Consider the following 25,774-nt stretch of genomic DNA (forward strand, 5'->3'; position numbering starts at 1 on the left):
TTGTAAAAATGGTTGTTGAGATAATGAAAAGAAAAATTCATATTATTATATTAATTTAAGATGATTTAAATATGTTGGAGACTAAGTGAGATTATTGTTATGCATTTGTTTTTTGCTTCTCGGCAGTTATAACAATATATCGTTTGGCACATCAATAGAGCATGTTGTTCATTCGAGTATACAGCCCCAAACTATATCAGACATACAAGCAGCAATTAAATCTGAAGATAACCTGCCAGACCCTTTAGCTAATCACTACAACTTCGCTTCTATAGAACTATTAATCGAGCAGCAAGTAGGACACATTGTACTGACACAAATCTACAAAAATATTGGTATCGATATTACCATTAGTCCGCTACCAGGTAAGCGGGCCCAGCATGTAGCCAATTCTGGTATTAAAGATGGCGAGATCATGCGTATTTGGACTTACGGTAATGAAAATGCTAATACAATTAGAGTGCCTACACCGTACTATTATTTAGAGACGATGCCATTTGTTTTGAGAAAAGCTGATATTTCGATTTTAAACAAGAAGGACTTGGCTAAATATCGGTTAACTAAAATCCGTGGAGTGAAACATACTAATAATATAACTAAAGGGCTTACGAACATTTATGAAATGAGTTCAACTGAAGAAATGTTTAAATTATTGCTCAGTGGAAAAGTTGACGTAGTGCTAACAAATACTTCAGATGGAAATCTAGCCGTTGATAGGCTAGGGTTAAACAATGTTGTGAGCATGAAAAAGCCACTAAAACGGTTATCTTTATATCATTACATTCACAAAAGTAACAAAGGTTTGGTTCAGCTTGTTGATAAGGAAATCCTGCGGATGAAAAGCAATGGTGAGTTAGCCACGCTTATTATACAAGCTGAAAAGAGCGTAATTAATCTAAACAGTAAACCAATTATTTAATTAATCAATGGTGTTAACGCTTTGCAAAGAGTCAGATAGATACTTTATCTGTTATTTTCTGAAATATAATTAGATTATAAGTGCCTTACTTTGTTTGTTGAACCACTTTTGCTTTCTCTATGCTTTCTTCAATAAATTTATCTCGCTGTTGTGCTAATTCTTCCAAGGCCTTTTGTTTTTCTTCTGGGCTCATGTTTTCATTGTTAGCAATTTCTTCCATCTCGGCTTCTATTTCTTCAAGTTTTTCGTTATCAATGCCTAACCGTTGATTCAATATACTTTGCATCATTTCACCAAAGCGGTTATCAATAGCAGTATTTTCTTTGGTACCACTATTACTGACGGTATCAGTCGCTCTGCTTTGAGTTAACAGTGATCTTGCGGTTTCGGGCCTTACATAACTGGGCGCTATTTCAATTACCTCATGACCTTTCATCATAGCTAAGGCTTTATCAGATAATGTTAGGGTATCTTTTTCACCGGGTATGGGGCGAACGGGCAAGGAGCTATTATCACTATTTAGCGCTAAGGCATTACCAGACTTTGTTTGCGATACTTGTTGAATGTAATGGTTGTTGATCATCATAGTAAGGTTTTCCTAGCTTGGTAGGTAGAGAACTCATTTTTATGTTGATCATAAAGCACAGTATGTGCCACTTTTTGTTTTATTAGTTGATTTTTGAGTCATGAATAACCTCCGCATAAACCGGTACTTACACGTATACTGGTTAGAATTTTCACTTGTTGAAAATGACTACTGGCGATAGATTTTAGCCTAAATGACGTCTATTTTCCGATAAGTGGCAGGTTATTGCCTCTTTGAGGTAACTAAATGGCAATACTTATAAAAAAATCATAAAGTTATGGCACGTTCTGCTTGTGTTAATAACTTGTTATCGATAGAATCCCATCCGATTTCAGGTATCAATATTGATTGGTACTACCATGCAAAGGAATGCATAAAAACATTACGATTTTTACTTTCTTTGCTTAACACAATAAGGAAGTAAAGTTGAAATATATAAAACACGTCACTACATTGCTCACTGTAGTGCTTTTAAATGGCTGTTTTGAAGTTGAAGATAACAGTTCGGATGTTAAAGCGTTATTAGATCAAGCGGAAAATTCAGTTAGCATCAAAGGGGTTGTTGTTGATGCACTCGATTTAAAACCCATTGGAAATGCCTTAATTACGGTAAAAGTTGGCTCTACAGAGGTCGTATCTAATTTTGAAGTAACTGATGGAGACTTTGAGTTAACTGGCTTACCTCGTTCTTCAGATATAGATATCATCATCTCAAGTCCAGATAACAAATTTCTACCTAGAACATTTTTTACCCAAACTGCACAGGGAAGTAAAGATGGTATAGAAGATGTTGGTTCTTTTGCTGTTTCAGAGCCAGTCGATGTTGAGATTTCGGTTATTAATAATGAAACAGGCAATGCTTTATCGACATTAGAATTTATTGCTTATTCTCACTCAGGCGCCAATTCATCAGCATATAAATATCAACACGTTTCTTCATTTGATGTTGAAACTGGTGTATATACCATTACCTTGCCAAAATTTATTAATACTAGTATTAGTGCTAACTTAGATTTCGATAAAGATGGCGCAGCTGATTATGTACCTGAGCTGAGTAACTTTTTACATGGCCGAAATTTATATATTGGCTCTGCAAATACTAAAGAGTTTTCAAGAATACATGTGAATGAAGTTCCAGTGGCTTCAGATCTTGAAATTAGGCTTTCTTTGGTAGATGAAACAGCAGAGCCGTTGCTTGATGCTACGTTTTATATAGAAGATAGTGTAGTTGAAAGTACTTATGACGAATCAACTAGCCAATATGTGATTACTACACAGTTAAAAGATAGGGTAAGCCTCCAACTACCCGCATTCACAAGTAATGAAATTAAATATCAAAGTAGCTCTTTCACTATAAGCAAGTTAGCTGATGGTAATTTAAACATTATAAAAAATGGCAGTTCAAATAATTGTTGTTTCGCCATTCCGAATACGGCTGTGATTGATTTAGCGCTTGCACCACAGGTGATTATTGAAAGTGAAACACCACTTGAAGTGGTGCTTGCAGCTACAGAAGTTAATCCGCTAGACTCTAGTTTTAGTGTTTTTTATTCTCAAGCTGTAGCTGTAGAACTTGAAAATATTTCATTAACAAATAGCGAAGGTTTCACCGTACTGAAGGGAAATGCGGACTCAAGTGATCAAGTAGCTGCAGGTACAACACACATCACAGGTGGTTTATCATTCCCTGTTACTTTTGCATTAAGCTTAAACGATACACGTTTAACCGTAACGCCTGTAAGTCCTTTGACTGTATCTGATTCATATCGTTATGATATTCAGTCGGTGACAAATAAAGCGACGCTTGAACGCGCTGATATTTATAACGATCAATTAACCTTTGAGATAAACCCCAGTACTGATGAAGTGTTTTCAGCTGCTGACATTAAACTTGATAATGAAAATTACACCACCAATGGCAGTGTAATAACGGCAAGTAATTCTGCAGGTGTTAGTTCTTCTTCCAGTAACTGGAATGGCTCAGTGTATCTTTATTTTCCACTGAACATTAATGCATTGCAGAAATTAACGTTAAGAAAAACTTCAGTCAATAATGATGGTATTTCATCAATAAGTTCAAGTAACTATAATGTGGTGACTGATGGACAAATACATATGTCGGCTGTTGGGGTTGCTAAGTTGGCGGCCAATGAATCTGTACTATATAGTTCAATGAATCGTTCGGTGATTTTGAATTCCGCACAAGCAGAAACTCAGAAGGTTTATCGACTATATGCTGGGGAATATCTATCAGATAATACCTCCTCTGAAGCTAATAGTATTAGTTTCGAATATTCACTGGAAACTAAAGCTGGTGAAGTGGCAACAGGTAATATTACTATACCAGTACAGTAATTTATTATCAGATTGTCATAACTATTGCTATTTTAAAATAAAGCCGCATTTGCGGCTTTTTTTATTGTGAATTTATAATGAACAACAGCTAGTTCGTAGTCTTATGCAAACACTGAACTATCCACTGTTTCATTTGCATCTCATTTAACCCTCCTGAAATGCGGTCAACTTCTTTACCTTGTTTAAAAAAGACTATCGTAGGTAAACTACGAATATTCGCCTCGGCAGAAATTTGTTGAACTTGCTCAGTATTCACTTTAGCAAAAAGTATTGAAGGCGAAGATTGAGCTATTTTATTAAAGACGGGCGCCATACTCTGACATGGGCCACACCAACTGGCCCAAAAATCAACAATTACCGGTAATTCATTTCGCTCTATAAAGGGGTAAAAAGTCTTGCTCGTTAATTCTGCTGGTTTTGGCGAGTAGACACTTTGTAGGCATTTACCACATTTACCTTTGTTAAAGTCTTTGTCCTTAGGAATACGATTGGTGGTAAAACAATTTGTGCAAACAATATTCATAACATTCCAACAAAGTATTTTTATTTTAGAGTTGGCTAATATTACCTGATTCACTTTTAACTGTTAATAACTATCTTAATCTTGTTATATGCCTGTCACTAAAACAGTAAAAGCTATATTAGCACTTTGTTCATTTACTTAATGTTTTTTGGTATATTGTATGCAATAATTGATTTGTTCAATATAACAATAATGAAAACACTATGAATAAATTAACAATACTGCTTCTGACTTTCGCTATATCTTCTGGTATTACAGCGTGTAGTTATAATGATAAGGGTGATACAGCTAATATAACTAAGCCTAAAATAGCTTCCAGAATTAACCCACTAGCTGCTCAAGTATTAGCAACTGAGGTAGATCAGTTGTGGAGCCAAAAGTTTGATCATTACCAGCGGGGGTTGCTCAAAGCGGTTGCTGATGAGATATCAAGGGAAGCATTAAAAGGTGACTTAACTAATAACGCTCTAGAGAAGCTAAGCTTTTACCTTAGAATTTACAGTAGCTTCGGTAAAGATAAAGATTGGACCAAACAAACAGCCATATCTGTTAATACGGCATTAGTGAACTTACACAGCATGCCGGGTTTTTATGAGGTGAATCCTACAACAGCACGGTTACACGAAAACTACGCTGTTGCTTTATACCGATTATACTTTTTAACACCGTTACAACCCTATATTGAGGAGCAGGTTAAGCCGTTAAGTCAGTTAATTAGGCTTTATGCTTCGGCGGAATTACCTGGCAAAACTACAGGTCATACTGAAATAGACAAAGCGGCAGATTATGCCTTGTGGGAAGTATTACGTGCGGGCGCCATTCTACCTTACGAAGCACGAAGAGAAAATACAGCTACATTTATCAATGCTGTACAAGGCAAAGGAGAACTCCAACAGGCACTAATCGACTTTATTACAGCTAAAAATAATACTGTACTTGGCGACGATTGGCCGAAACAACACGCTCTTTGGGCATTAGCACAGTATTATAATTTATATGAAAAACAATATTGGAATGAATATTATGAGCGTTCGGTAGAGGATCAAAACCGTTTAGATGACGACAAGTTTACCCTTAAGGCTCAAGATGAGATGAAAGCACTCGATAACAGTGTTTGGGCGGCGCTAAAGAATAATAAAGCTGCGTCAGTTGTGCAAAATAAAACCCTGTTTAGTGTGCCTTATGTGGTTAATACTTTTCGAGGTAAGTCTGAATGTGAAGAAAGTACGCTGCTTGGTCGTTGTATTTTACCGCCGGTAGAACAAGCACTTCCTATTAACTATGAGTGCTCTAGTCGGATCTATATTTTGGCCCAATCGATGTCTGTAAAACAACTAAGTGATTCTTGTCAGCAGTTAATTGCACAGGAAAATAATTTTCATGAAATATTAGCAACCAATAATATACCCGTTGCCAATGATTTTAATGACAAATTACGGGTTGTGATTTTTGATAACCACGCGGAGTATAATAAATTTGGACAGCTAACTTTTGACATTAATACAGATAATGGTGGAATGTATATTGAGGGGACGACACAAGATCCTAACAATATTGCGACTTTTTATTCATTTGAACATTTTTGGTTACGGCCAGAGTTCGCAGTTTGGAATTTAAATCATGAGTTTGTTCACTATTTAGATGGTCGCTTTGTTAAATATGATACCTTTAATCACTTTCCTAGTCATATGGTGTGGTGGTCTGAAGGACTCGCTGAGTACATTGCTAAGAAAAATAATAATCCAAAAACATTCAAACTCGTTAACGAAATGGATCCTAAAGATTGGCCAAGCTTAGCTGATATTTTTAATACGGAATATAAAGATGGTACAGATAGAGTTTATCGTTGGGGATATTTAGCTGTTCGTTTTATGAATGAAAATCATCAAGATGATTATAGGAAAATGGCACACTACTTAAAAACAGACTTCTTTGAGGGTTATAAAAAACTTGTAGAGGAGTCAGGTAATAAGTATAGAGCAGAGTTCACCCAGTGGTTGGTTGAACATAGTGCTAACTATGTTGCCAGCGATCAAGAAAGTAACCCTCACAAACCACGGCAATTCTATCGTTATACCTATAAAGATTATTTGCAGCCAACACATCTAACGGAAGATAAGTTGCATATGCACTGGCAGTATTGGCATGAAAATGCTTTAAAAAAGGTAGATCATAAGGTAGTTAATGAAATTAATACCATTAGATAAGGCATTGCTGCATTAGATATATTTTATTTTTAACATGGTAGTTGACTTAATTATAAAGCCTCACTTTTCAGTGGCGTTTTATAATGGCTGACAATACTTACATCAACATAATTATCATACTGATTAAGTGTCAGTACAATTTACCTCCTAAATTGCAATATTTATGTTGCAAAATGAAAATGAAATGACCTTTTCTCATTCGGATAATTAAAAGCATCGATAAATCAACGATTAAACTATCCTAAACTTTGGCATCTTTAATGCAAAAAAAACTAATAGCAATGCAAAAGTGCGGAGCCGTTGAATAAATTGAGGGTAGTCTTATGTTAAATAATTGTAATATGAGTAATAGACGAATGATCATGTCAGCAGAAATGCTGGATGCTTACCAACAAGATGCAAAGGAAAGCGGTAAAAATAGTGAGCAGGTTACTCAGCGAAACCAACAAAAGTCTGATGCTTTATATGAGCATGATGATAATCCTATTTATGAACTAGGGTATAACTAAATAATGGATAAACTATTACGGTCTTTACTATAAAGAAACTTTGCTTTTTAGTTATTTCTACTATGATGAAGCAGGATTTTATTTTTGAACGATGAGTATTATTCGCCAACACCATATACTAATAAATTACTCATCTATATATCTTTAATAATTTACCTTTGCATCATAGCGTTTAACTAAGTGGTGTTTTTGTGGGTGTCGGGCGCACTGGTTTCATGTTGCATTCTTGCTATTTGGGTATGTGAATAAGGTGGCGTGGTAACCTTGATAGGTAACCTTGTTGGTGAGCAATCTTTAACAAGGAAAGCTACTCAGAAAAATGTCGAAGGATAAGTTACGCAGGGAGAGGTGACGTTATTACTTTTGCCCGGATAATAATTTACCTCTTCGACTAATGTTATATCTCTGAGTTTTGTCATTTTTGTTAAGTGTTCAAAAATTACCTTGGTTGGTAATACTCTTATTTTACATCAATATATAATTGGAATAGTTAGGTTATTATAGCCATTAAATTATATTAATTTGATGAGTAATTGGTGGGTATTGTGACAGAATCTTCGAGCGTATTGCGGTTATCGAATGAAAAAATGGTAAGTTTCGGTTTAGTATTTTTTGCAAGTTTAGCCATATTTTTTATCTCGCAAGTTATCCAATTTTACCTCGGTGAGTATGATCTGACCACCATGTATATATCTTTTTGTGCAGGCTTTATTTTATTCATTCCTTTGGTAAGTCTTGTTTTACATCCCTTGTTAATTAACAAAGAAGGCAAAAGTGATACCTTTCACTTTAGTTCATTATTTGCCAATATTGGCTTAGTTTGCGTAGTTCAATTTTTATGCTTTCTTATTTGGATGACAGATGCCATTGCTCTGTATAGTTTATATGTCGATCAAAACTCATTTCTTGCTAAAGTTTTTGATATTCAAACACAAGCAAGGGGAGATATGACGTTTGAATTCTATGTATTTAACTTTGTTCTCGCTTGGCTATTTTCACTTTTATCTATGGTTGTCGGTGTATTACCTTGCCTGATTGCTCGCTTAGACAATCGTGGTGTAGTAGGAGACTTCGTCGCTTCTTTTGCTTTTTTTAAAGCACATAAGGGATTGATGTGTCTATATGCATTGATCATTGCTAGCTCAGTGTTATTAACCTTATTATATGCAAAATATTTATTCTTAATCTTGTTTCCTGTTAGTTTAATTTGGGTCTTTATTCAGTTAAATAATAAGTATTTACAGGCATAAGTACTAACCGATATGTTGTTTAGTTGAAATCATGCTTTAATTGACTGTTATTGGCCGTGTTTTTTTCTATAAGCAAAGGCTTTTTCACAAGCGGGTAACTCATAAAAAAGTGGTGCGCCATTAATTCTGTTCCCGTTATAATCCTTTGCTTCATTTTTACAAACCGTTTCACTTTTTTTAAACTTATGAATACACTCTTGGAAAATTTCCTGTCTTCTGGGCTCAAGCGCAACTTCTCTTGCGGCCTCACATGCTCGATCTAACTTGACTTGTTTCCCTTCACTCGCATATGAAGTTGAAATTAAGTTGGTGATAATAAGTACGGTAACAAAACGATATAGATTACTTGGCATATTGAATTCCTTGTAATAATTTTGAGGCCTGAGTTATTGTTGTTCAATAAAACCACTAAGTCTACTATTAAAATTGTAATAAAGTTGTAATAAAGGTGAGTAAAAATTGGTTTTTTGGCAAAGGCTTATCTACAGTTATTAATAGCACCACTTAGGTTTTCTTTGAGCATGAGAAACTAAATAAATTTTAGTTAAGGGTTAAAATGGAATCATTAAAAATACAAGAATATATGAATCACTACCCAGTAACTTTTACCGAGACTATGTCTGTAGAAGAGGCCACAATACGTTTCTTAAAAACGAAGCAAATTGGCGGTCCGGTGGTTGACCAAAATTATAAGGTACTTGGTTTTATCTCAGAAGGGGACGTTTTAGAGAAAATGCTTGAAACTATTTATTTCAATGAAAATGTTGCGATTATCAAAGATATTATGAGCAAGCAAGTACTTTCAGTGAAGCCTTATGACAGCATTATTGAGCTGGGACAATCCATGCGAAAGAATAAGCCCAAAGTGTACCCTGTGATTGATGATGATGGTAATTTACTCGGTACTATCGCTCGTAATGAAGTTTTACAAGCCTGTTATAAACACGGTAAAGCAAGGAGCTCTATTGAGAAGGAGCATGCTTCGGTGTGACTAACTTGTCGCTAATGGTTTTATAATTGTTGTACTATCTTCTTAAAGGAGCAGAAATGCTCCTTTTGTGTACCTGAAAGACTAGATAGTCATGAGCAATCAATATGTCTTTATTAGCGGGTTGGAGCGCTACTACCATGGGTATTGCAAAACGATATACCTTGTTAAATATTAAAATCCTAGAATAATTATGCTTGAATTATTTACTGGGCTAAAGTCATGTAAATCTCCACTAAAATACTGCACTTTGAATACTAACAGGTATATATATAATGTGTAACTTGCTGCCATTTAAAGCGTATTACTGTTAAAATATTTTTTTTGATTTTTATCCGAGTTTGTTTTGTCTGTTTCGATTGATTCCGCTATTACTTCATTTTCCCATTTACAAAAACTTTTTGAATTATTGCCGCAAGCAAAAAAGAGTGATGTGCCACGCTTTAAAAAAAGGTTGATGAACCTTAAAAAAGCGATAACGAAAGAAGCAGGGCAAAAGTCAGCTTCAGAATTAGCAGCCTTGCCATTATCAGCCAAACAATTAAAGCAGGTTGAACTATTAGAGCAACTTATTCTCAAATCTATCCAAGATAAACAGCAAAAAATTAGCAGCTTACCAAAAATAACATACCCTGAAGGCTTACCTATTTCAGAAAGTACTGCGCAGATTTCAGCAGCTATTGAAGCTAATCAAGTGGTTATTATTGCAGGAGAAACAGGCTCAGGTAAAACCACACAAATTCCTAAAATTTGTCTTGAACTTGGTCGAGGTGTTGATGGGCTTATTGGTCACACTCAACCAAGACGTATCGCCGCAAGAACAGTTGCTAATCGCATCGCAGAAGAGTTGGGTACTAAATTAGGCGAACAAGTAGGTTATAAAGTACGTTTTAATGATCAAGTCAGTGAACAAAGTTATATCAAATTGATGACTGATGGTATTTTGCTGGCGGAAATGCAAAGAGATAGGTTACTGCTTAAGTACGATACTATCATTATCGATGAAGCGCATGAGCGTAGTTTAAATATTGACTTTATTTTAGGTTATTTAAAGCAAATTTTAGTAAAGCGACCCGATCTTAAACTAATTATTACGTCAGCGACAATTGACCCCCAACGCTTTGCAAAACACTTTGCGACTAGAAACGGCGTACCTGCACCGATTATTGAAGTCTCGGGCAGAACATTCCCTGTTGAAATGCGTTATCGACCGCTAAATGACCGTACGATGAATGATGATGATGACCAATCATCGCAAGAGATTGATATTATCAGTGGTATATTGTCAGCAGTGGACGAGTTAAGTGATTGTGGTAATGGTGATATTCTTATTTTTCTTAATGGTGAACGTGAAATACGTGATACAGCCGCTGCGTTGAACAAGGCCAATTTACGGCACACTAATATCTTACCTTTATATGCACGCTTAACCGTTAGTGAACAAAATCAAATATTCAAACCTCATAGTGGCCGTAATATTGTATTAGCCACTAACGTTGCGGAAACAAGTTTAACCGTGCCTGGAATTAAATATGTCATTGATCCAGGTACGGCACGTATTTCACGTTATAGTTACCGAACAAAAGTGCAACGTTTACCTATTGAACCCGTTTCACAGGCGAGTGCTAATCAACGTTCTGGTCGATGTGGGCGTGTTTCTGAAGGTATTTGTATTCGCTTATATTCAGAAGATGATTATAAAAGTCGCGCAGAATTTACCGACCCAGAAATATTACGTACTAATTTAGCAACAGTCATATTGCAAATGCATGCACTGGATTTAGGTAATATTGCTAATTTCCCCTTTGTTGAAGCACCTGATAATAGAAATATCACCGATGGTGTTCGTTTATTAGAAGAAATTGCTGCGGTTGAAAGCATAGATACTCCTAAGAAGGCAAACAGAAATACCCCTAAAGGCCAACGAACAAGTTCATCAACTCAATTGACAAAATCAGGTCGTTTATTAGCTAAATTTCCAATTGATCCACGTTTAGCCAAAATGGTTATTAGTGCGATTGAGTTTGGTTGTATTGAGCAAATTTTGATTATCGTGAGTGCGTTAAGTATTCAAGACCCACGTGAAAGGCCACACGAAAAACAACAACTTAGTGATGAGAAACACAGTCGATTTAAAAATAAGTCATCTGACTTTATAAGTCTGCTTAATCTCTGGCAGTATATTAACGAGCAGAAAAAAGACTTAACACAAAACCAATTTAGAAAGCTGTGTCAACGCGAGTTTCTGTCTTATGTTCGTTTACGTGAATGGCAAGATATTTTCAGTCAATTAAAGTTGACGCTAAAAGAACAAAACATAGCATTGACATCGATTGATTATCAATTTTCTATGGCAAATGTTCAACAAGGTCAAGAAGCCGTAGACAAAGCAAAAGAGACGGAGCAAGAATCAGCGCTAGTACCTGTACATCAAGCACTGTTATCAGGCTTGCTTAGTCATATAGGTCAACAAGATGAAAACCGCGAATATAAAGGCGCGCGCGGTATGAAATTCTTTATCTTCCCAGGCTCAGCCTTAGCTAAAAAATCACCTAAATGGTTAATGTCTGCTGAATTGGTTGAAACAAGCCGGCTATTTGCGCGGATGAACGCTAAGATTGACCCATTATGGCTCGAACCGCTTGCCCAGCACTTGGTTAAGCGAAACTACAGTGAACCGCATTGGGAGAAAAAACAAGGCGCTGTCATGGCCTTTGAACACGTGACTTTATATGGTTTAAGCATTGTTAGTAAACGTAAAATCAATTTTAAGGCAATAGAGCCTGCGACCTGTAGAGAAATCTTTATTCGTGAAGCATTAGTCAATGGTGACTGTGTTATTAAAGAAAAATTCTTAAGTAAAAATCAGCAATTGGTAGAAAGTATCGAAGAGCTTGAACAAAAGGCTCGTCGTAGAGATTTTCTCATTGATGAACAGCACTTAGTTGATTTTTACAGTAACAAAATTCCTGAGACCGTAAGTTGTCAACGTAGCTTTCTTGCCTGGTGGAAAAAAGCTAAGCGAGAGAATGCACAATTATTAGATTTTAGTAAAGCTTTCTTGTTGAATGAATCGTCGAATGAGTTGAGTGCAGCAGAGTACCCCGATGTTTGGCAACAAGAGGGTATTACTTTGCCGTTGACTTATCATTTTAGCCCAGGTGATATTGATGATGGTATTAGCGTGATCTTGCCCATCGCCTTATTAAATCAGGTGCAGGACGTTGGTTTTGATTGGTTGATTCCTGCATTACGCGATGAGTTAGCTATCGCATTGATTAAAGCTTTGCCTAAAACATTGAGGCGTAATTTTGTTCCGGCACCGAACTATGCGCAAGCTTGTTTAGCAGCAATGCCTGCTGAGCAGGGCTCTTTACAAAGTGCATTAGCAAAACAGTTATTAAGAATGACAGGGGTACGCTTACCTGAAGATGCTTGGCAGAACATTGCATTACCAATTCATTTAACCATGAACTTTAAAGTTGTCGATGAAAAGGGCAAATTGATAAAGCAGGGCAGAGACTTAAATAAACTTAAAGCAGAGCTACAAGGTAAGGTTAAAGCATCGATTAAACAGGTTGCTGAAAAAGGAATCGAACAAGCTGGTTTAACTCAGTGGGACTTTGGTACACTGCCTAAAGGTTATGAAAAAAGCGTTGCGAATATAACGATTAAGGCATTTCCTGCACTTGTTGATCATAAAAAAAGTGTCGCTATTGAGCTTTTTGAACAAGAGCAACATGCACAAGAAGCTATGTTGAAAGGGCTTAGTCGACTTATTTTATTAAATATTCCAACGCCATTAAAATATTTACAGGAAAAACTGCCCAATAAAGCCAAATTAGGCTTATATTTCAATCCTTTTGGTTCGATCAATGAGTTATTACAAGATTGTATTCAAGGGGCTTGTTTGTTTTTGGTTCAGCAATTTTCTACAAAACAAAATGATGGTTTGCTTCCTCGAGAAGAAAAGCAATTTGCACAATGTTGTGATTATGTTAGGGCTGAAATAGCTGATTGTGTACTCACAGCAGCGATAAAAGTTGAGCGTGCTTTAACATTACGTCATGAAATTACTAAAAAAATGAAAGGTAGTGTGCCTTTAAATGTTATTCAATCTCATGGTGATATAAAACTGCAATGCGAGCAGTTAGTCTTTAAAGGTTTTGTTAGCGACTCGGGTTTAAGTAAATTGGATGATATCATTAGGTATTTACAAGGCATGTTACGCCGTTTAGAAAAGCTGCCAAGTGACCCTAATCAAGATCGATTAAAGCTTATTGAAGTATCAAAAGTGAATGATATGTATCAGATGATTATCAAAAAACAACGAAAAGATAAACCAATAGACAATGAATTACTTGCTACGCGTTGGTTAATTGAAGAACTCAGAATCTCATTGTTTGCTCAAAATCTTGGTACCTCAACACCAGTATCCGTTAAACGAATTCTAAATTACTTAAAAGATTTTTCTTAACTAAGCCTAACTGAGTTACAGAGCTAAGCCTTGAATTACTAATCTGGCTAATCATCAGTTTATTTGTCAGAAAGTTAATTTGATCAAGCTTTTACTTCTTTATTACTGTGAGTTGACACATCAGTCATTGCTCAGTATAAATAATAGAGATACATATCTATTTTGGAGAGCTCATGAAGGATTTTGATGATAAACGTGATTATTACCGGATGATGATTAACAGTGAAGTTGTTGTTACTGTGATAGATGACGAAGTAAACAGTCAACTATCTGCGACTTGTCGTGACTTAAGTGCGACGGGAATGGCGTTTGAAATTGAGCACCCTTTAGCAATATCTACCCATGTCAGAGTGAGAGTCGATTCTGCCAGCAGTCAAATACAAGCCCTTGATATTCGTGGCCGTGTTGTACGCATTGAAGAAGAGAGTAAAAATTTTTATCTGATTGGCATCGCAATTGAAGAAATAGATTAGCAGTAATGTGATTGCTACAGAGACTAAAAAGCCAGAGTTTACTCTGGCTTTTTAGTTTTTAGGTTAAGTGAAGTCGTCAACGACGCTACTCAACTTGGCAAACCAAGCCCTTTAAATAATAACCTTCAGGGTAGTTTGATGAGATAGGGTGATCTGCTGCTTGTTGTAATCGCTCAACAAAATATACATTACGCCTTGCATCTAAAGCAGCGTCAGCAACGACCTTTTGAAATAAACTTGCTTCCATTAATCCAGAGCAAGAAAAGGTTAATAATAAGCCACCGGGCTTTAATAATTGCATAGCGAGCATATTAATATCTTTATAACCCCGGCAGGCGCCAGTTAATTGAGCTTTTGATTCAACAAACTTTGGTGGGTCAAGGATGATCATGTCAAAACGGCGCTTATCTTCACGGTATTTTCGTAATAATTTGAAAACATCCTCTTTAACAAAAGAAACATTGCTATCAGATAAACCATTTAAAGCTAAGTTGCGCTTACCCATGTCAAGTGCTGCTTGTGATACGTCCACATTAATCACTTCTTTGGCATCATTTGCCGCACAGTGTAGTGAGAAGGTACTGGTATAAGAGAAGCAGTTTAAAATAGTTTTACCTTTTGCAAACTTACCTGCTGCAAGTCGTGAATCTCGTTGATCTAAATAAAATCCAGTTTTGTGTCCCGTGGCTATATCAACATGAATTTTGATACCGTGCTCTTCTATGATGCACTCAGTAGAGTCTTGAGGCTCAGTTAACCAACCTGTGGTAGGCTCTAAACCCTCCTTTTTACGAACATCGACATCGGAACGTTCATAAATATGACAACCTGGGTATAATTCAGTTAGACAATTAACTAGGGTGTAGCGATGAAAATCAGCACCGGCGCTAAGTAATTGGCAAACGACAAAGTTATCGTATTTATCAATAGTGATCCCAGGTAAGCCATCGGATTCCCCAGCAATGAGACGATAGCCAGTTAACTTGCCTTGCTTTATAAACCAGTCTCGTCTTGTTTGAGCATTCTTCAATTTATTAAAGAAAAATTCACGATCAATTTCTTGATGCTCGTCAAAGCTCCAGACTCTAATTCTAATTTGTGATTCAGGAGAGTAGGCGCCTTTTGCTAACCAATTACCTTTGCTATCGAATACATCAACAGTATCCCCAAGCATTGGTTTACCTTTAACTTTGTTTATAGCTTTCGAAAAAATCCATGGGTGTTTACGTAATAAAGATTTTTCACGACCAACATTTAAAGAAATTCTTGCTGACATAGGTCTATACTTACTTTTAATGAATAAATAAGCGTGTATTAAACAAGGTTATTTATTCTGTGGAAGAGAATTTGCGTCGATTCTAGTCAATGACAAGCTTGGGTGCAAACTTTACTGATAATAATACTGATTTAAGAAGAGAAATACGTATGAATGTTAGTTATATTGCTCATATTTCAGGAAGGGTGCAAGGGGTTTACTTTAGAGCCTCATCTCAGCAACAGGCCATCGAATATAGTTTAAGCGGCTATGCGCGTAATCTAGCCGATGGTGATGTAGAAGTACTGCTCTGTGGTGAGGAAGATAATATTGAAAAAATGCTAGCCTGGTTGGCTCATGGCCCAGAACAAGCACAAGTAACTGAAATTCAACATAAAAAAGTACCTTGGCAAGAACATAATTTTTTCTCAATAGGGTAATGCTTGTTGCCAAGGGTATTCTCAAAAATTGATGGTATAAATGCGTTATGGCCGAACAAAGCTAAAGCGCTTTAGTGTTTTACCATCTCGTTCAATGATTTCATCAAACATGGCTAACGGGCGTAACCAAATATCCTCTTTATTCTCTAGAGGGTGATAAACCACCATATATTCTTCAGTTTCACTATGCCTAGCGATATGGAGTACTTGGTAATAATTACCTTTGAAATGCTGATATGTGCCAATTTTTAACATTATTTAATCTTATTCGTTTTGTATGGGGAAATTTTAAAAGGGATCTTTTAATACTTTATCAATAAACCACTCGCCATCACGTTGGACAAACGCTAGCCGTTTAACATCCTTAATACGGTTATTATGATAATAGCCATCAAAATAGATGGTGATATTTGCATTATCTTTAAATTGTTCACGTACCTTAACACCTGCACTGTCTGGTTTAATTTCAACCTTGTCGAAAGACATATTAAATAAGTGGCGTGCTACCGCGCCAGGTGAACGATAATGAAGAATAAGCCGTGCTAATTGTGGATTACAGACTGAAGCTGCTTTTTCTACATTCTTTTCATTATAAAGAGCGTCAAAGAAAGCGATAGCAACTAATTCTGGGTTATCAACCGACGTTATTTTTTTTGAATTATCTTCACCACAAGCCGTTAATAAAGTGAGAGAACATAATAACAGTACTAAAAAACTGTTTTTTAAATGATGCATGCAAGTAAGTCAACAAGGGGAGGATTATTCAATAATAGCGTAATTACTTTGTTAAAGTGAAGCTAAATCTTAGTGCTAGTTTTTATCAAAAAAAAGGCACCTAAGTGCCTTTAATAAAATCGAGGTATAAATTTATCTAATTATCAAATTACTGAACAAGTTCTTTATCACTAAAGCTTTCAGTAAAAAGCGCACTTGATAAGTAACGTTCTGCTGAACTTGGTAGAATCACAACGATATTTTTATCTTTATTTTCAGGAAGCTCTGCATGACGTTTTGCGGCAATTACGGCTGCGCCAGATGAAATACCAGCAAGAATACCTTCTTCTTTCATCAAACGATGTGCCATTGCGAAAGCATCTTCATTTGAAACAAGCTCAACAGCATCGACCATATCAAGATCTAAATTGCCAGGAACAAAACCAGCACCGATACCTTGGATTTTATGAGGACCAGGTGTTAGTTCTTCACCAGCAAGTGCCTGAGTAATCACTGGAGAGTCTGTAGGCTCGACAGCTATCGTTTGAATTGCTTTACCTTTGGTAAGTTTCAGGTAACGACTTGTGCCTGTAAGTGTGCCACCGGTACCTACACCAGCAACAAAAATATCAACGTTACCATCGGTATCATTCCAAATTTCAGGGCCAGTGGTTTCTTCATGAATTTTTGGGTTAGCAGGGTTATCAAATTGGCCTAATAAGACATATTTTTCTGGATCTGAATCTTTAAGCTCTTGCGCTTTAGCAATTGCTCCGCCCATACCTTTCGCACCATCGGTAAGCTCTACTTTAGCACCTAAAGCCGATAATAATTTACGACGCTCTAAACTCATAGTGCTAGGCATGGTTAACGTAATACCGTAACCACGTGCTGCAGCAACAAATGCTAATGCGATACCTGTGTTGCCACTAGTCGGCTCTACAATTTCTTTGCCAGGGCTTAATAAACCTTTTTCTTCAGCATCCCAAACCATGCTTGCGCCGATACGGCATTTCACGCTGAAGCTTGGATTTCTAGCTTCGATTTTGGCATATACATTAGCGCCATTTTCAACATCAATCACGCGGTTTAATTTTACCAGAGGTGTATTGCCTATAGCTGTGGTGTTGTCTTCGAAGATTTTAGACATATTGATTCCTGTGAATTAGTAACTTTAATAGCTTAATGTTAGCTAGTTGTTATGAAAAAAGAAGTTATATTTTGTTATAAGTTATACTGCTATATAGCAAAAAGGTATAGAAAGCTCATTTTCTGATATTACACAAATATTATGTTAGTGTTCTGTTCTTTTTGCTTTTAATTGTAACATTCCTTGCTGGTCAAACATTGATAACTCTCCATTGTTGACTTGAAAGCGTTTAACTTTACTGAGCGACTGTAAAAAAATAGCTTCTTGCTTCATTAGCGCAGGCGCACACATTTTTCTAGTTGTTGCTATTGGTGCTATTTTTAGCGTGCTGTTATGTGAGCTATAACTAGTTGAAATGTTATTACATGACGCTGAACCTGACAATTTATTTTCTTCTGAAAAGACAAGTTTAGCCTTACTGTTAGCAATAACGGGTTTATCTTGGATAGCACTAACCATCCAACTCCCTGCTAACCTTTCTGGAGGCGGCAGCGATGGAGAACTGTTGCAAGCGCTCAAGATTGTTGAGACAGTCAATAATAATAAGAGTTGTCTGATGCCTTTCATAAAATTCCTGTATTGTATTGTATGACTTTTAAAACATGTGAATAACGTTATTGTCAGTGTTATGCAATTATATATAAAACTCAAGTGCTTAGTTTATTAATTTTGCTTAAATGGCTGTTTGCCTTAGTCATTTGTTATTATTTCATCTTATTTGATAAATGTTATTTACCATAAAAATACATTTAATGAATCAAATGAAGTTGTTGGTCAATAAAAGTTGTTGGCGTATAATCTTATTTTTTGTTGTCCCTTTACTTATTAAGGAATAGACTTTGCCTTTCTCTCCAGTCGATATGTTAGCTTTATCTGTTTTTATTGTTGCTTGGTACGGCTATACCGTATTCGCACGTAGAAAAGCCAAGACAACAGATTGTATTGCTCGCTCATTACATCAACATCGAATCCATTGGATGTATGAGGTTATTTCTCGTGAAGTGAGAGTTTCAGAAGCGGCTCTACTGGCTAATTTAGAACGTAATATTGCTTTTTTTGCCTCGAGTACGCTATTAATTCTAGCGGGTCTATTTACCTTATTCGCCAAAGTTGAAACCTTAGAAGTTGTTATTTCGTCATTACCTTTTGCTGCTGAAGTGAACCACTTAGCGATACAATTAAAACTCAGTTTATTAGCATTTATTTTTGTACTTTCTTTTTTCCAATTTACTTGGTCTATGCGTCAATACGGCTTTTTAAATGTAATGATAGGGGCAACACCTTTTGACCTATCAGGTTCAAATGAAAATTTAACCGCGTATGCAAAGCAAATGGCTATTGTGCAAGACCAAGCTGCGCACTCATATAACTATGGATTAAGATCTTATTACTTTGCGCTCGCCGCTATGTGTTGGTTTTTCCACCCTTTTTTATTGATATTTATGAGCTTATGGGTTGTTTATACCTTATTTACACGAGAATTTAACTCCAAGGCCGTTAAAGCAATCACTACTGCCCAAAGTTTGTTACATCAAGAACGTCAATTAAGGGATGAGAAAACACCAGGTGTCTAAGAAATACCAAGAATATTCTCTTGAAGACTTTGATAAGTTTGACTGCTTGAAATTGTCAAAGCACTTTTATTTAGTATTGCTATTCGTCCTGCGGGGTTATTTAGTATGGCTTATGTCAGTTACTAATATGAAAGATAGAGTAGCGACCATGCAGTGGATATACCCAGAAACAAATTTATTCTTTTTGAGCTTGGTCTCTGGGGTTATTGGTTTATTTGTTGTGGTTATTATCAGTTTGCGTAAACCAAACTCTGCAAATTGGGTAAAAACCATTTGGCCCCATAGTCGAAGTATGTTGGTGGTGGCGTTAATTTTTGACTTTAGCATCAATCTCATTGGTTTTTTCTACTGGCAAATATCATCAATTACATGGTTAGTGTGTCAAGGGCTAATAAGCTCTGCATTAATTGTATTATGTTTTACTAGTAAACGTATGCAAATAAACTTAATCGAATTCCCCCAAGCATTACCCGAAAAATAAAGACAAAGTCACTAGTTAATCGTGACTAATTTTACAGAGAAGGCTCGTCAGTGAATAATATTACCGATACCCAAAACTTAGAGAAAGATAAACGATTAATCATTCTTGATACAGAAACTACAGGCATCAATCCGAGAGAAGGACATCGCATTGTAGAAATTGGTTGTGTTGAAATGATTAATCGTCAATTAACAGGACGCATTTTTCACGCTTATATCAAACCGCTCGACCAACGTGGTCAGGTATTAGAAATGGAACAAGAGGTTATTGATATTCATGGTTTAACCAATGAATTCCTCAATGACAAACCTATTTTTTCTCAAGTTGTGCATGAGTTTATCGATTTTATCCGTGGTGCTGAGTTAGTTATCCATAACGCCAAGTTCGATGTTGGTTTTATGGACCATGAATTTTCTTTGTTTAACTCCATGGGGCGAAGCCAAGATAAAGTTCCTATGACAGAGGATATCTGTACCGTAACGGATACGTTGAAAGTATCAAAAGATGAATTTGGTTCACCAAAAACCTTGGATTATTTAGCTCGATTTTATCGTGTAGATAAATTAGTCGACCGTACATATCACGGAGCATTGATTGATGCTCAGCTGCTCGCCTTTGTATACATTGAAATGACTCGTAAGCAGTCAAGTTTCAATTTAACAGTGGGTGAGGGCAATAATAACGATGAGAATGCAATCAGAAGATTGCCGTCTGATAGGAATAAATTAAAGGTTATTACCGCTTCGGCCGATGAAATAGAAGCGCACACAGAACGAGTCGCTATAATCGGTAAAAAAGGAGGAGAACCGCTTTGGAAATAAATAAGCAATATTTTTTAAATTTTCCATTCATTAACGGATTGAAGATGATTGCTTTCATGCTGACCCTTATTGCTGCATTTAATGCAGGAGCTTTTGTCGATAGCGATAAAGAAAGTAAGCCTGAAAAAAATACGCTAAATAAAACGACCGTAGAGTATTATCAAAAAGATAATATAACTAACCAGATACCTTATTTTGATAATCGTTTTCGCCTTGATGCTAACCTAGACGAAATAACATTAATTTTTTATCGTAAAAGTGGTAGTACACCGATTATTCTTATCAGGCCTGATGGCAGTAAAATAAGAGTAAACCAATTCGATTATGAAAAAGTTCAGTGGTTTGATGACAGTACCTTTGACATGATTAAGATCAAAAATCCTATGCCAGGCCCTTGGCAAGCTGTAGGAGATATTTTACCTAACAGTCAGATACTCGTGGTCTCCGATGTTAAAATTGAGGTCGAACCATTACCCGAAATGGCTTTTTCCGGTGAGACCTTGAAAGTGGTAGGTAAGTTATTTAATGGTGATGATGCGATAGAAAGTCCATATTTCAAAAATGTTGTTAATCTAGATGTTAATTTTTACAGTACCAACAAAGCAGAGCACGAAAATTTTGGCGCTGATGCTATTAAAGTAACGTCTTTTCGTGATGATGGTCGCGGTTTAGATGAATATGCCAATGACAATAAGTTTACAGGGGAATTCATTCTAGATTTTGCACCTGGAGAGTGGCAACCTGTTTACTTGGTTAAATTGCCTATGACAACACGTGAGTTAAGGCAAACACCTATCTTATTATACAAAACACCAGTAGAGCTTAGTGTTGTTAGATCGGAAGATGATGAAAAACCACATCAATTAGTTGTATCAATAGATCCAAGTCATGTAGATCCCAATAGTTTAGTATTCCAAGGAAAGTTTACCTATCCAGATCGACAAACTGAACCTTTTTCTATTATGGAGGAAAGTGGTGAAAGTAGAACCGCTACTATTACTAATACAGAGCCTGGAATTTATCGGGTAAATGTCAGTGTTTTTGGTAAGACGATTACCGGACGAGAATTTCGACTAGTGGTACCTGAATTCAGTTTTAATGTAGAAGATAATGATACCTTGTTAACTCTTAATAGTTCAGTTGATGCAGATGGGACATATACGACTATTGAAACTGCTGAAGAATTACTCATTAAAGCAGAAAGAGAAAAAGCAGAGGCATTATTGCTTAAACAACAAGCGCAAGAGAAAGAAGAGCAAGAAACAATAATTATTATCGTAGCAGGTAATAGTATTATTATATTAATTGCTGTTATATTGTTTTTCACTTTACGCCGTAAAAAACTTAAAAGTAAATAACGTTAGTACTTAATGCAAATAAATTGAGCGAATCGATGAAAATAAGCTTGGATTTTCATCGTTTTGCTCGTCAAATGCTCAAGCAGTGATTTTTATTAAAAAAGTGGTTGACTGCGCCGCGTCATAACCGTATTATCTCGCCGCATTCAACGACATGTTGTTGAAGCAGACAAAAGATCGTGGAGTGGTAGTTCAGTTGGTTAGAATACCGGCCTGTCACGCCGGGGGTCGCGGGTTCGAGTCCCGTCCACTCCGCCAATTTTGTCAAATCATCATAATTGATGCGAAGAGAGCTTCGTTAAATACTCAAAGCGAAATATAGCGGAGTGGTAGTTCAGTTGGTTAGAATACCGGCCTGTCACGCCGGGGGTCGCGGGTTCGAGTCCCGTCCACTCCGCCAATTTTGTTTAAAATCATCATGATTGATGCGAAGAGAGCTTCGTTAAATACTCAACGCGAAATATAGCGGAGTGGTAGTTCAGTTGGTTAGAATACCGGCCTGTCACGCCGGGGGTCGCGGGTTCGAGTCCCGTCCACTCCGCCAATTTTGTTTAAAATCATCATAATTGATGCGAAGAGAGCTTCGTTAAATACTCAAAGCGAAATATAGCGGAGTGGTAGTTCAGTTGGTTAGAATACCGGCCTGTCACGCCGGGGGTCGCGGGTTCGAGTCCCGTCCACTCCGCCAATTTTGTTTAAAATCATCATGATTGATGCGAAGAGAGCTTCGTTAAATACTCAAAGCGAAATATAGCGGAGTGGTAGTTCAGTTGGTTAGAATACCGGCCTGTCACGCCGGGGGTCGCGGGTTCGAGTCCCGTCCACTCCGCCAATTTTGTTAAATCATCATATTTGGTGTCGGTTGTAAATCCGGCTAAAATTTACACGAGTAAAAGTTACAGTAATTAGTGTATTATCAATATATCTCAATTAATGTCACTGTAAGCAAAGATCGCGGAGTGGTAGTTCAGTTGGTTAGAATACCGGCCTGTCACGCCGGGGGTCGCGGGTTCGAGTCCCGTCCACTCCGCCAACTTTGTTCAAATTAATAAATATTTATCTAAACATCTTCATTATTTCCAATCGATATTCATTCAGCGTTCACTTTTTATCTAAATTATCTCCAAGTAATAATTACTGCAATGTCTCAATACACGTTACATTAATGCATTATATCAATATTTTTTAAGAGCTATTACGCTAAAGAAGTGAGCATAGATGCTAAGCTGAATGACTAGATATTGTAATCTATCCTCACTGCATATTTTAAGTGCAAGCGTTAATTTCATTTATAAGCATACTAAGTCTTAAGTTCCTCTGTCGCCTCTTGTTACCTTTAGTAAATGAATTACGCATTATCACAGTTAGATCTGATAACAATATCTTGCCAAAATATTGTGTTCAAATTACGCCGACATCTCAGACTAATTTAACTTAATCAGCAACTGTGCATTTGATAGTTAACTTGTTTCTTCGTCTATTTCCACGTATTTATGGCTCAAGCATAGGTAAAATTAGTTCCAACGAAAAGAAACTGATAAAGCTGAATTTTTTACAATTAGACCCATATCTTCTTTATTTTGACTTTCAATGTGATATTTACCTTAAAATAGCATCTCTGTTAACCAATATAAATATATTAAATACAGTAGGTTAAAGAATTTTATAAAAAACACTTGAATTGGTGGTATGACCAGTGGTTTAATCTAAGCATATAATTACAAATAGAACTGTAAAGTTGTGGAGTAGATAATGCTAAGTTATAAAGCACCTGTAGCCGATATTAAATTTTTGATTGAAGATGTTTTCAATTATTACGATCATTATAAAAAACATGAAGAATTTGAAGAAGCAACTCCTGATTTAGTGGATGCTATTCTTCAAGAGTGTGCAAAGTTTTGTGAAAATGAATTACTGCCGCTTTACCAAAGCGGTGACAAAGAAGGCTGTCGTTTTGATAATGGTAAAGTAATCACACCAAAAGGCTTTAAAGAAGCTTACCAGCAGTATGTCGATGGTGGCTGGTCGGCGTTATCACATCCTTTGGAGCATGGCGGCCAGGGCTTACCGCCTTCATTAGGTTTGGTTCAGTCTGAAATGACAGGTACTGCAAACTGGTCTTGGGCTATGTATCCAGGCCTTAGTCATGGCGCAATGAACACTATCGACGCACATGGCAATGATAAACAAAAAGAGCTGTATTTAACGCGGCTAATTCAAGGTACTTGGACTGGCACTATGTGCTTAACTGAGCCGCAATGTGGTACAGATTTAGGACAAGTTAAAACTAAAGCAGAGCCGAATGGCGATGGCACCTATAATATTACGGGCACGAAAATATTTATTTCTGCCGGTGAACATGATTTAACAGATAATATCATTCATATTGTTCTAGCAAGATTACCAGATGCACCAAAGGGCACTCGTGGTATATCATTATTTATTGTGCCTAAAATGAAAACCAGCCAAGACGGTACGTTAGGTGATTCTAATAATGTTACCTGCGGTTCGATAGAAGATAAAATGGGTATTAAAGCATCTGCAACAGCTGTGCTGAATTTTGATAATGCAGTAGGGGAATTGATAGGTCCAGAAAATAAAGGGTTAGAATGCATGTTCACCTTTATGAATACAGCACGACTTGGTACTGCATTGCAAGGCGTTTGTGCAGCAGAACTTGCCTTTCAAAATTCTTTGATTTATGCCAAAGAGCGTTTATCAATGCGTTCTTTAACGGGTAAAAAATACCCTGAGCAAGTCGCGGACCCCATTATTGTCCATCCAGATGTTCGTAAAATGTTAATGACACAGAAAGTGATTTCTGAAGGCGGTAGGGCGATGATTTATTACACTGCCAAAATCGTTGACGATATATCTATGGCCAAATCAGACAAAGAACGCGAAGCTGCAGATGATCGGTTAGGTTTTATAACACCTATTTTAAAAGCTTTTTTAACAGAACTAGGCTCTGAAAGTGCAAATCATGGTTTACAAATTTTTGGTGGCCATGGTTACATAAAAGAGTGGGGCATGGAACAAATAGTTAGAGATGTTAGAATCTCTACGCTATATGAAGGAACTACTGGCATACAAGCACTCGATTTATTAGGTCGAAAGATATTATTAACACGTGGTAAGTCACTAAATGATTTTTCTAAAGAAGTACTTGGTTTTTGTAAAGACAAGAGCTTGATATCAAGCAATCCACATAAACGTCAAATGAACCGTTTTATTTGGCCGTTGAGTAAATCAATAGCCAATTGGCAACAATACTCTGTACGCCTTGCTCTTAAAGCTAAGTCAGATAGAGATGTGGTAGGCTCAGCTTCGGTAGACTTCTTGATGTATTCAGGTTATGTCGTGATGGGGTATTTTTGGGCTCAAATGGCACAATCGGCTTATGAGAAATTAGCAGAAGATGTTGAAAACCGTGATTTCTATCGTGCCAAAATAAAAACTGCAGAATTTTATTTTGAACGTATGTTTCCTAGAACGAAATCTTTAGCAAAAACGATGATGGCAGATCCAAAAAGCTTAATGCAACTTGATCAAGAGCTAATGTCGTTTGTTTAATGTTATATAAATTCAAGCGTTAGCGAAAAATGCACGGTACAAACCGTGCATTTTTGTTTTTAAAATATGATGAGTTATGCTGAGAAAGTTAATAGTATGTGTTATTTCGTGAATCAGTTTT

At 36.5% G+C, this 25,774-nt stretch carries 22 protein-coding genes and 6 tRNA genes; 20 read left to right on the top strand and 8 right to left on the bottom strand.

The window, feature by feature from the left end; genetic code table 11:
- Positions 1-85 precede the first annotated feature (85 nt).
- Positions 86-919, top strand: coding sequence for a substrate-binding periplasmic protein (locus ND2E_RS08250; RefSeq protein ID WP_052056655.1), 834 nt, complete (start codon positions 86-88; stop codon positions 917-919).
- A gap of 85 nt (positions 920-1,004) precedes the next feature.
- On the opposite strand, the gene ND2E_RS22430 is transcribed toward ND2E_RS08250, so the two are convergent.
- Positions 1,005-1,505, bottom strand: coding sequence for a hypothetical protein (locus ND2E_RS22430; protein ID WP_052056657.1), 501 nt, complete (start codon positions 1,503-1,505; stop codon positions 1,005-1,007).
- Positions 1,506-1,931: 426 nt separating this feature from the next.
- Between ND2E_RS22430 and ND2E_RS08245 the strand changes: the two genes are divergently transcribed.
- Positions 1,932-3,860 (top strand): hypothetical protein, encoded by a 1,929-nt coding sequence (locus ND2E_RS08245; RefSeq protein WP_033094412.1) that lies wholly within the window; start codon positions 1,932-1,934, stop codon positions 3,858-3,860.
- Positions 3,861-3,948: 88 nt separating this feature from the next.
- On the opposite strand, the gene trxC is transcribed toward ND2E_RS08245, so the two are convergent.
- A complete protein-coding gene (gene trxC / locus ND2E_RS08240) occupies positions 3,949-4,383 on the bottom strand; it encodes a thioredoxin TrxC (RefSeq protein WP_033094413.1) in 435 nt (144 codons plus the stop codon).
- A gap of 203 nt (positions 4,384-4,586) precedes the next feature.
- Here trxC and ND2E_RS08235 point away from each other — a divergent pair, with 203 nt between their 5' ends.
- From ND2E_RS08235 to ND2E_RS08225, 3 genes are all read left to right on the top strand, one after another.
- Positions 4,587-6,590 (top strand): collagenase, encoded by a 2,004-nt coding sequence (locus tag ND2E_RS08235; RefSeq protein WP_033094414.1) that lies wholly within the window; start codon positions 4,587-4,589, stop codon positions 6,588-6,590.
- 323 nt (positions 6,591-6,913) lie between these two features.
- Positions 6,914-7,099, top strand: a complete 186-nt coding sequence (locus tag ND2E_RS08230; RefSeq protein WP_033094415.1) for a hypothetical protein — start codon at positions 6,914-6,916, stop codon at positions 7,097-7,099.
- A 545-nt stretch (positions 7,100-7,644) separates the two neighbouring features.
- Entirely contained in the window at positions 7,645-8,349 is a 705-nt protein-coding gene (locus ND2E_RS08225; protein ID WP_033094416.1) for a DUF2189 domain-containing protein, read from the top strand.
- Positions 8,350-8,396: 47 nt separating this feature from the next.
- Here ND2E_RS08225 and ND2E_RS08220 read toward each other — a convergent pair whose 3' ends face one another.
- Complete coding sequence (locus ND2E_RS08220; protein WP_033094417.1) at positions 8,397-8,702, bottom strand: hypothetical protein; 306 nt, start codon at positions 8,700-8,702, stop codon at positions 8,397-8,399.
- A gap of 203 nt (positions 8,703-8,905) precedes the next feature.
- Here ND2E_RS08220 and ND2E_RS08215 point away from each other — a divergent pair, with 203 nt between their 5' ends.
- The 3 genes from ND2E_RS08215 (at position 8,906) to ND2E_RS08205 (ending at position 14,287) form a co-directional block, all read left to right on the top strand.
- Positions 8,906-9,340, top strand: coding sequence for a CBS domain-containing protein (locus ND2E_RS08215; RefSeq protein WP_033094418.1), 435 nt, complete (start codon positions 8,906-8,908; stop codon positions 9,338-9,340).
- 343 nt (positions 9,341-9,683) lie between these two features.
- Complete coding sequence (gene hrpA / locus ND2E_RS08210) at positions 9,684-13,814, top strand: ATP-dependent RNA helicase HrpA (protein WP_081962056.1); 4,131 nt, start codon at positions 9,684-9,686, stop codon at positions 13,812-13,814.
- A 173-nt stretch (positions 13,815-13,987) separates the two neighbouring features.
- A complete protein-coding gene (locus ND2E_RS08205; protein ID WP_033094419.1) occupies positions 13,988-14,287 on the top strand; it encodes a PilZ domain-containing protein in 300 nt (99 codons plus the stop codon).
- Between the two features lie 85 nt (positions 14,288-14,372).
- On the opposite strand, the gene ND2E_RS08200 is transcribed toward ND2E_RS08205, so the two are convergent.
- Positions 14,373-15,563: a class I SAM-dependent methyltransferase gene (locus tag ND2E_RS08200; protein WP_033094420.1), complete on the bottom strand. Its 1,191-nt coding sequence runs from the start codon at positions 15,561-15,563 to the stop codon at positions 14,373-14,375.
- 149 nt (positions 15,564-15,712) lie between these two features.
- On the opposite strand from ND2E_RS08200, the gene ND2E_RS08195 reads away from it, so the two are divergent.
- Entirely contained in the window at positions 15,713-15,982 is a 270-nt protein-coding gene (locus tag ND2E_RS08195) for an acylphosphatase (protein WP_033094554.1), read from the top strand.
- A gap of 45 nt (positions 15,983-16,027) precedes the next feature.
- Here ND2E_RS08195 and ND2E_RS08190 read toward each other — a convergent pair whose 3' ends face one another.
- The 4 genes from ND2E_RS08190 to ND2E_RS08175 all read right to left on the bottom strand — a co-directional run bounded on the left by ND2E_RS08190 (position 16,028) and on the right by ND2E_RS08175 (position 18,413).
- Positions 16,028-16,237, bottom strand: coding sequence for a DUF1653 domain-containing protein (locus ND2E_RS08190; RefSeq protein WP_033094421.1), 210 nt, complete (start codon positions 16,235-16,237; stop codon positions 16,028-16,030).
- A 33-nt stretch (positions 16,238-16,270) separates the two neighbouring features.
- The gene (locus tag ND2E_RS08185; protein WP_033094422.1) at positions 16,271-16,717 is read right to left on the bottom strand and encodes a hypothetical protein; all 447 of its coding nucleotides are present in this window, start codon (positions 16,715-16,717) and stop codon (positions 16,271-16,273) included.
- A 148-nt stretch (positions 16,718-16,865) separates the two neighbouring features.
- A complete protein-coding gene (gene cysK, locus ND2E_RS08180) occupies positions 16,866-17,846 on the bottom strand; it encodes a cysteine synthase A (protein ID WP_033094423.1) in 981 nt (326 codons plus the stop codon).
- Positions 17,847-17,990: 144 nt separating this feature from the next.
- Positions 17,991-18,413, bottom strand: coding sequence for an META domain-containing protein (locus ND2E_RS08175; RefSeq protein ID WP_033094424.1), 423 nt, complete (start codon positions 18,411-18,413; stop codon positions 17,991-17,993).
- A 272-nt stretch (positions 18,414-18,685) separates the two neighbouring features.
- Between ND2E_RS08175 and ND2E_RS08170 the strand changes: the two genes are divergently transcribed.
- The 11 genes from ND2E_RS08170 (at position 18,686) to ND2E_RS08120 (ending at position 25,653) form a co-directional block, all read left to right on the top strand.
- Entirely contained in the window at positions 18,686-19,420 is a 735-nt protein-coding gene (locus tag ND2E_RS08170; protein WP_033094425.1) for a DUF599 domain-containing protein, read from the top strand.
- Complete coding sequence (locus tag ND2E_RS08165) at positions 19,398-19,901, top strand: DUF2919 family protein (RefSeq protein ID WP_081962057.1); 504 nt, start codon at positions 19,398-19,400, stop codon at positions 19,899-19,901. The genes ND2E_RS08170 and ND2E_RS08165 overlap by 23 nt, the downstream gene beginning before the upstream one ends.
- A gap of 50 nt (positions 19,902-19,951) precedes the next feature.
- A complete protein-coding gene (gene dnaQ, locus ND2E_RS08160) occupies positions 19,952-20,722 on the top strand; it encodes a DNA polymerase III subunit epsilon (protein WP_081962058.1) in 771 nt (256 codons plus the stop codon).
- Between the two features lie 44 nt (positions 20,723-20,766).
- Positions 20,767-22,080, top strand: a complete 1,314-nt coding sequence (locus tag ND2E_RS08155; protein WP_223303628.1) for a TIGR03503 family protein — start codon at positions 20,767-20,769, stop codon at positions 22,078-22,080.
- A gap of 181 nt (positions 22,081-22,261) precedes the next feature.
- Positions 22,262-22,338: transfer RNA gene (locus tag ND2E_RS08150), tRNA-Asp, on the top strand.
- A 65-nt stretch (positions 22,339-22,403) separates the two neighbouring features.
- A tRNA-Asp gene (locus tag ND2E_RS08145) sits at positions 22,404-22,480 on the top strand.
- Between the two features lie 67 nt (positions 22,481-22,547).
- Positions 22,548-22,624, top strand: a tRNA-Asp gene (locus ND2E_RS08140).
- Positions 22,625-22,691: 67 nt separating this feature from the next.
- Positions 22,692-22,768 (top strand) — tRNA-Asp (locus tag ND2E_RS08135).
- A gap of 67 nt (positions 22,769-22,835) precedes the next feature.
- A tRNA-Asp gene (locus tag ND2E_RS08130) sits at positions 22,836-22,912 on the top strand.
- 124 nt (positions 22,913-23,036) lie between these two features.
- Positions 23,037-23,113, top strand: a tRNA-Asp gene (locus tag ND2E_RS08125).
- Between the two features lie 719 nt (positions 23,114-23,832).
- A complete protein-coding gene (locus ND2E_RS08120; RefSeq protein WP_033094428.1) occupies positions 23,833-25,653 on the top strand; it encodes an acyl-CoA dehydrogenase C-terminal domain-containing protein in 1,821 nt (606 codons plus the stop codon).
- The last annotated feature ends 121 nt before the right edge of the window (positions 25,654-25,774 follow it).

The organism is Colwellia psychrerythraea (assembly GCF_000764225.1).
In the GTDB taxonomy this organism is placed as follows: domain Bacteria; phylum Pseudomonadota; class Gammaproteobacteria; order Enterobacterales; family Alteromonadaceae; genus Colwellia; species Colwellia psychrerythraea_D.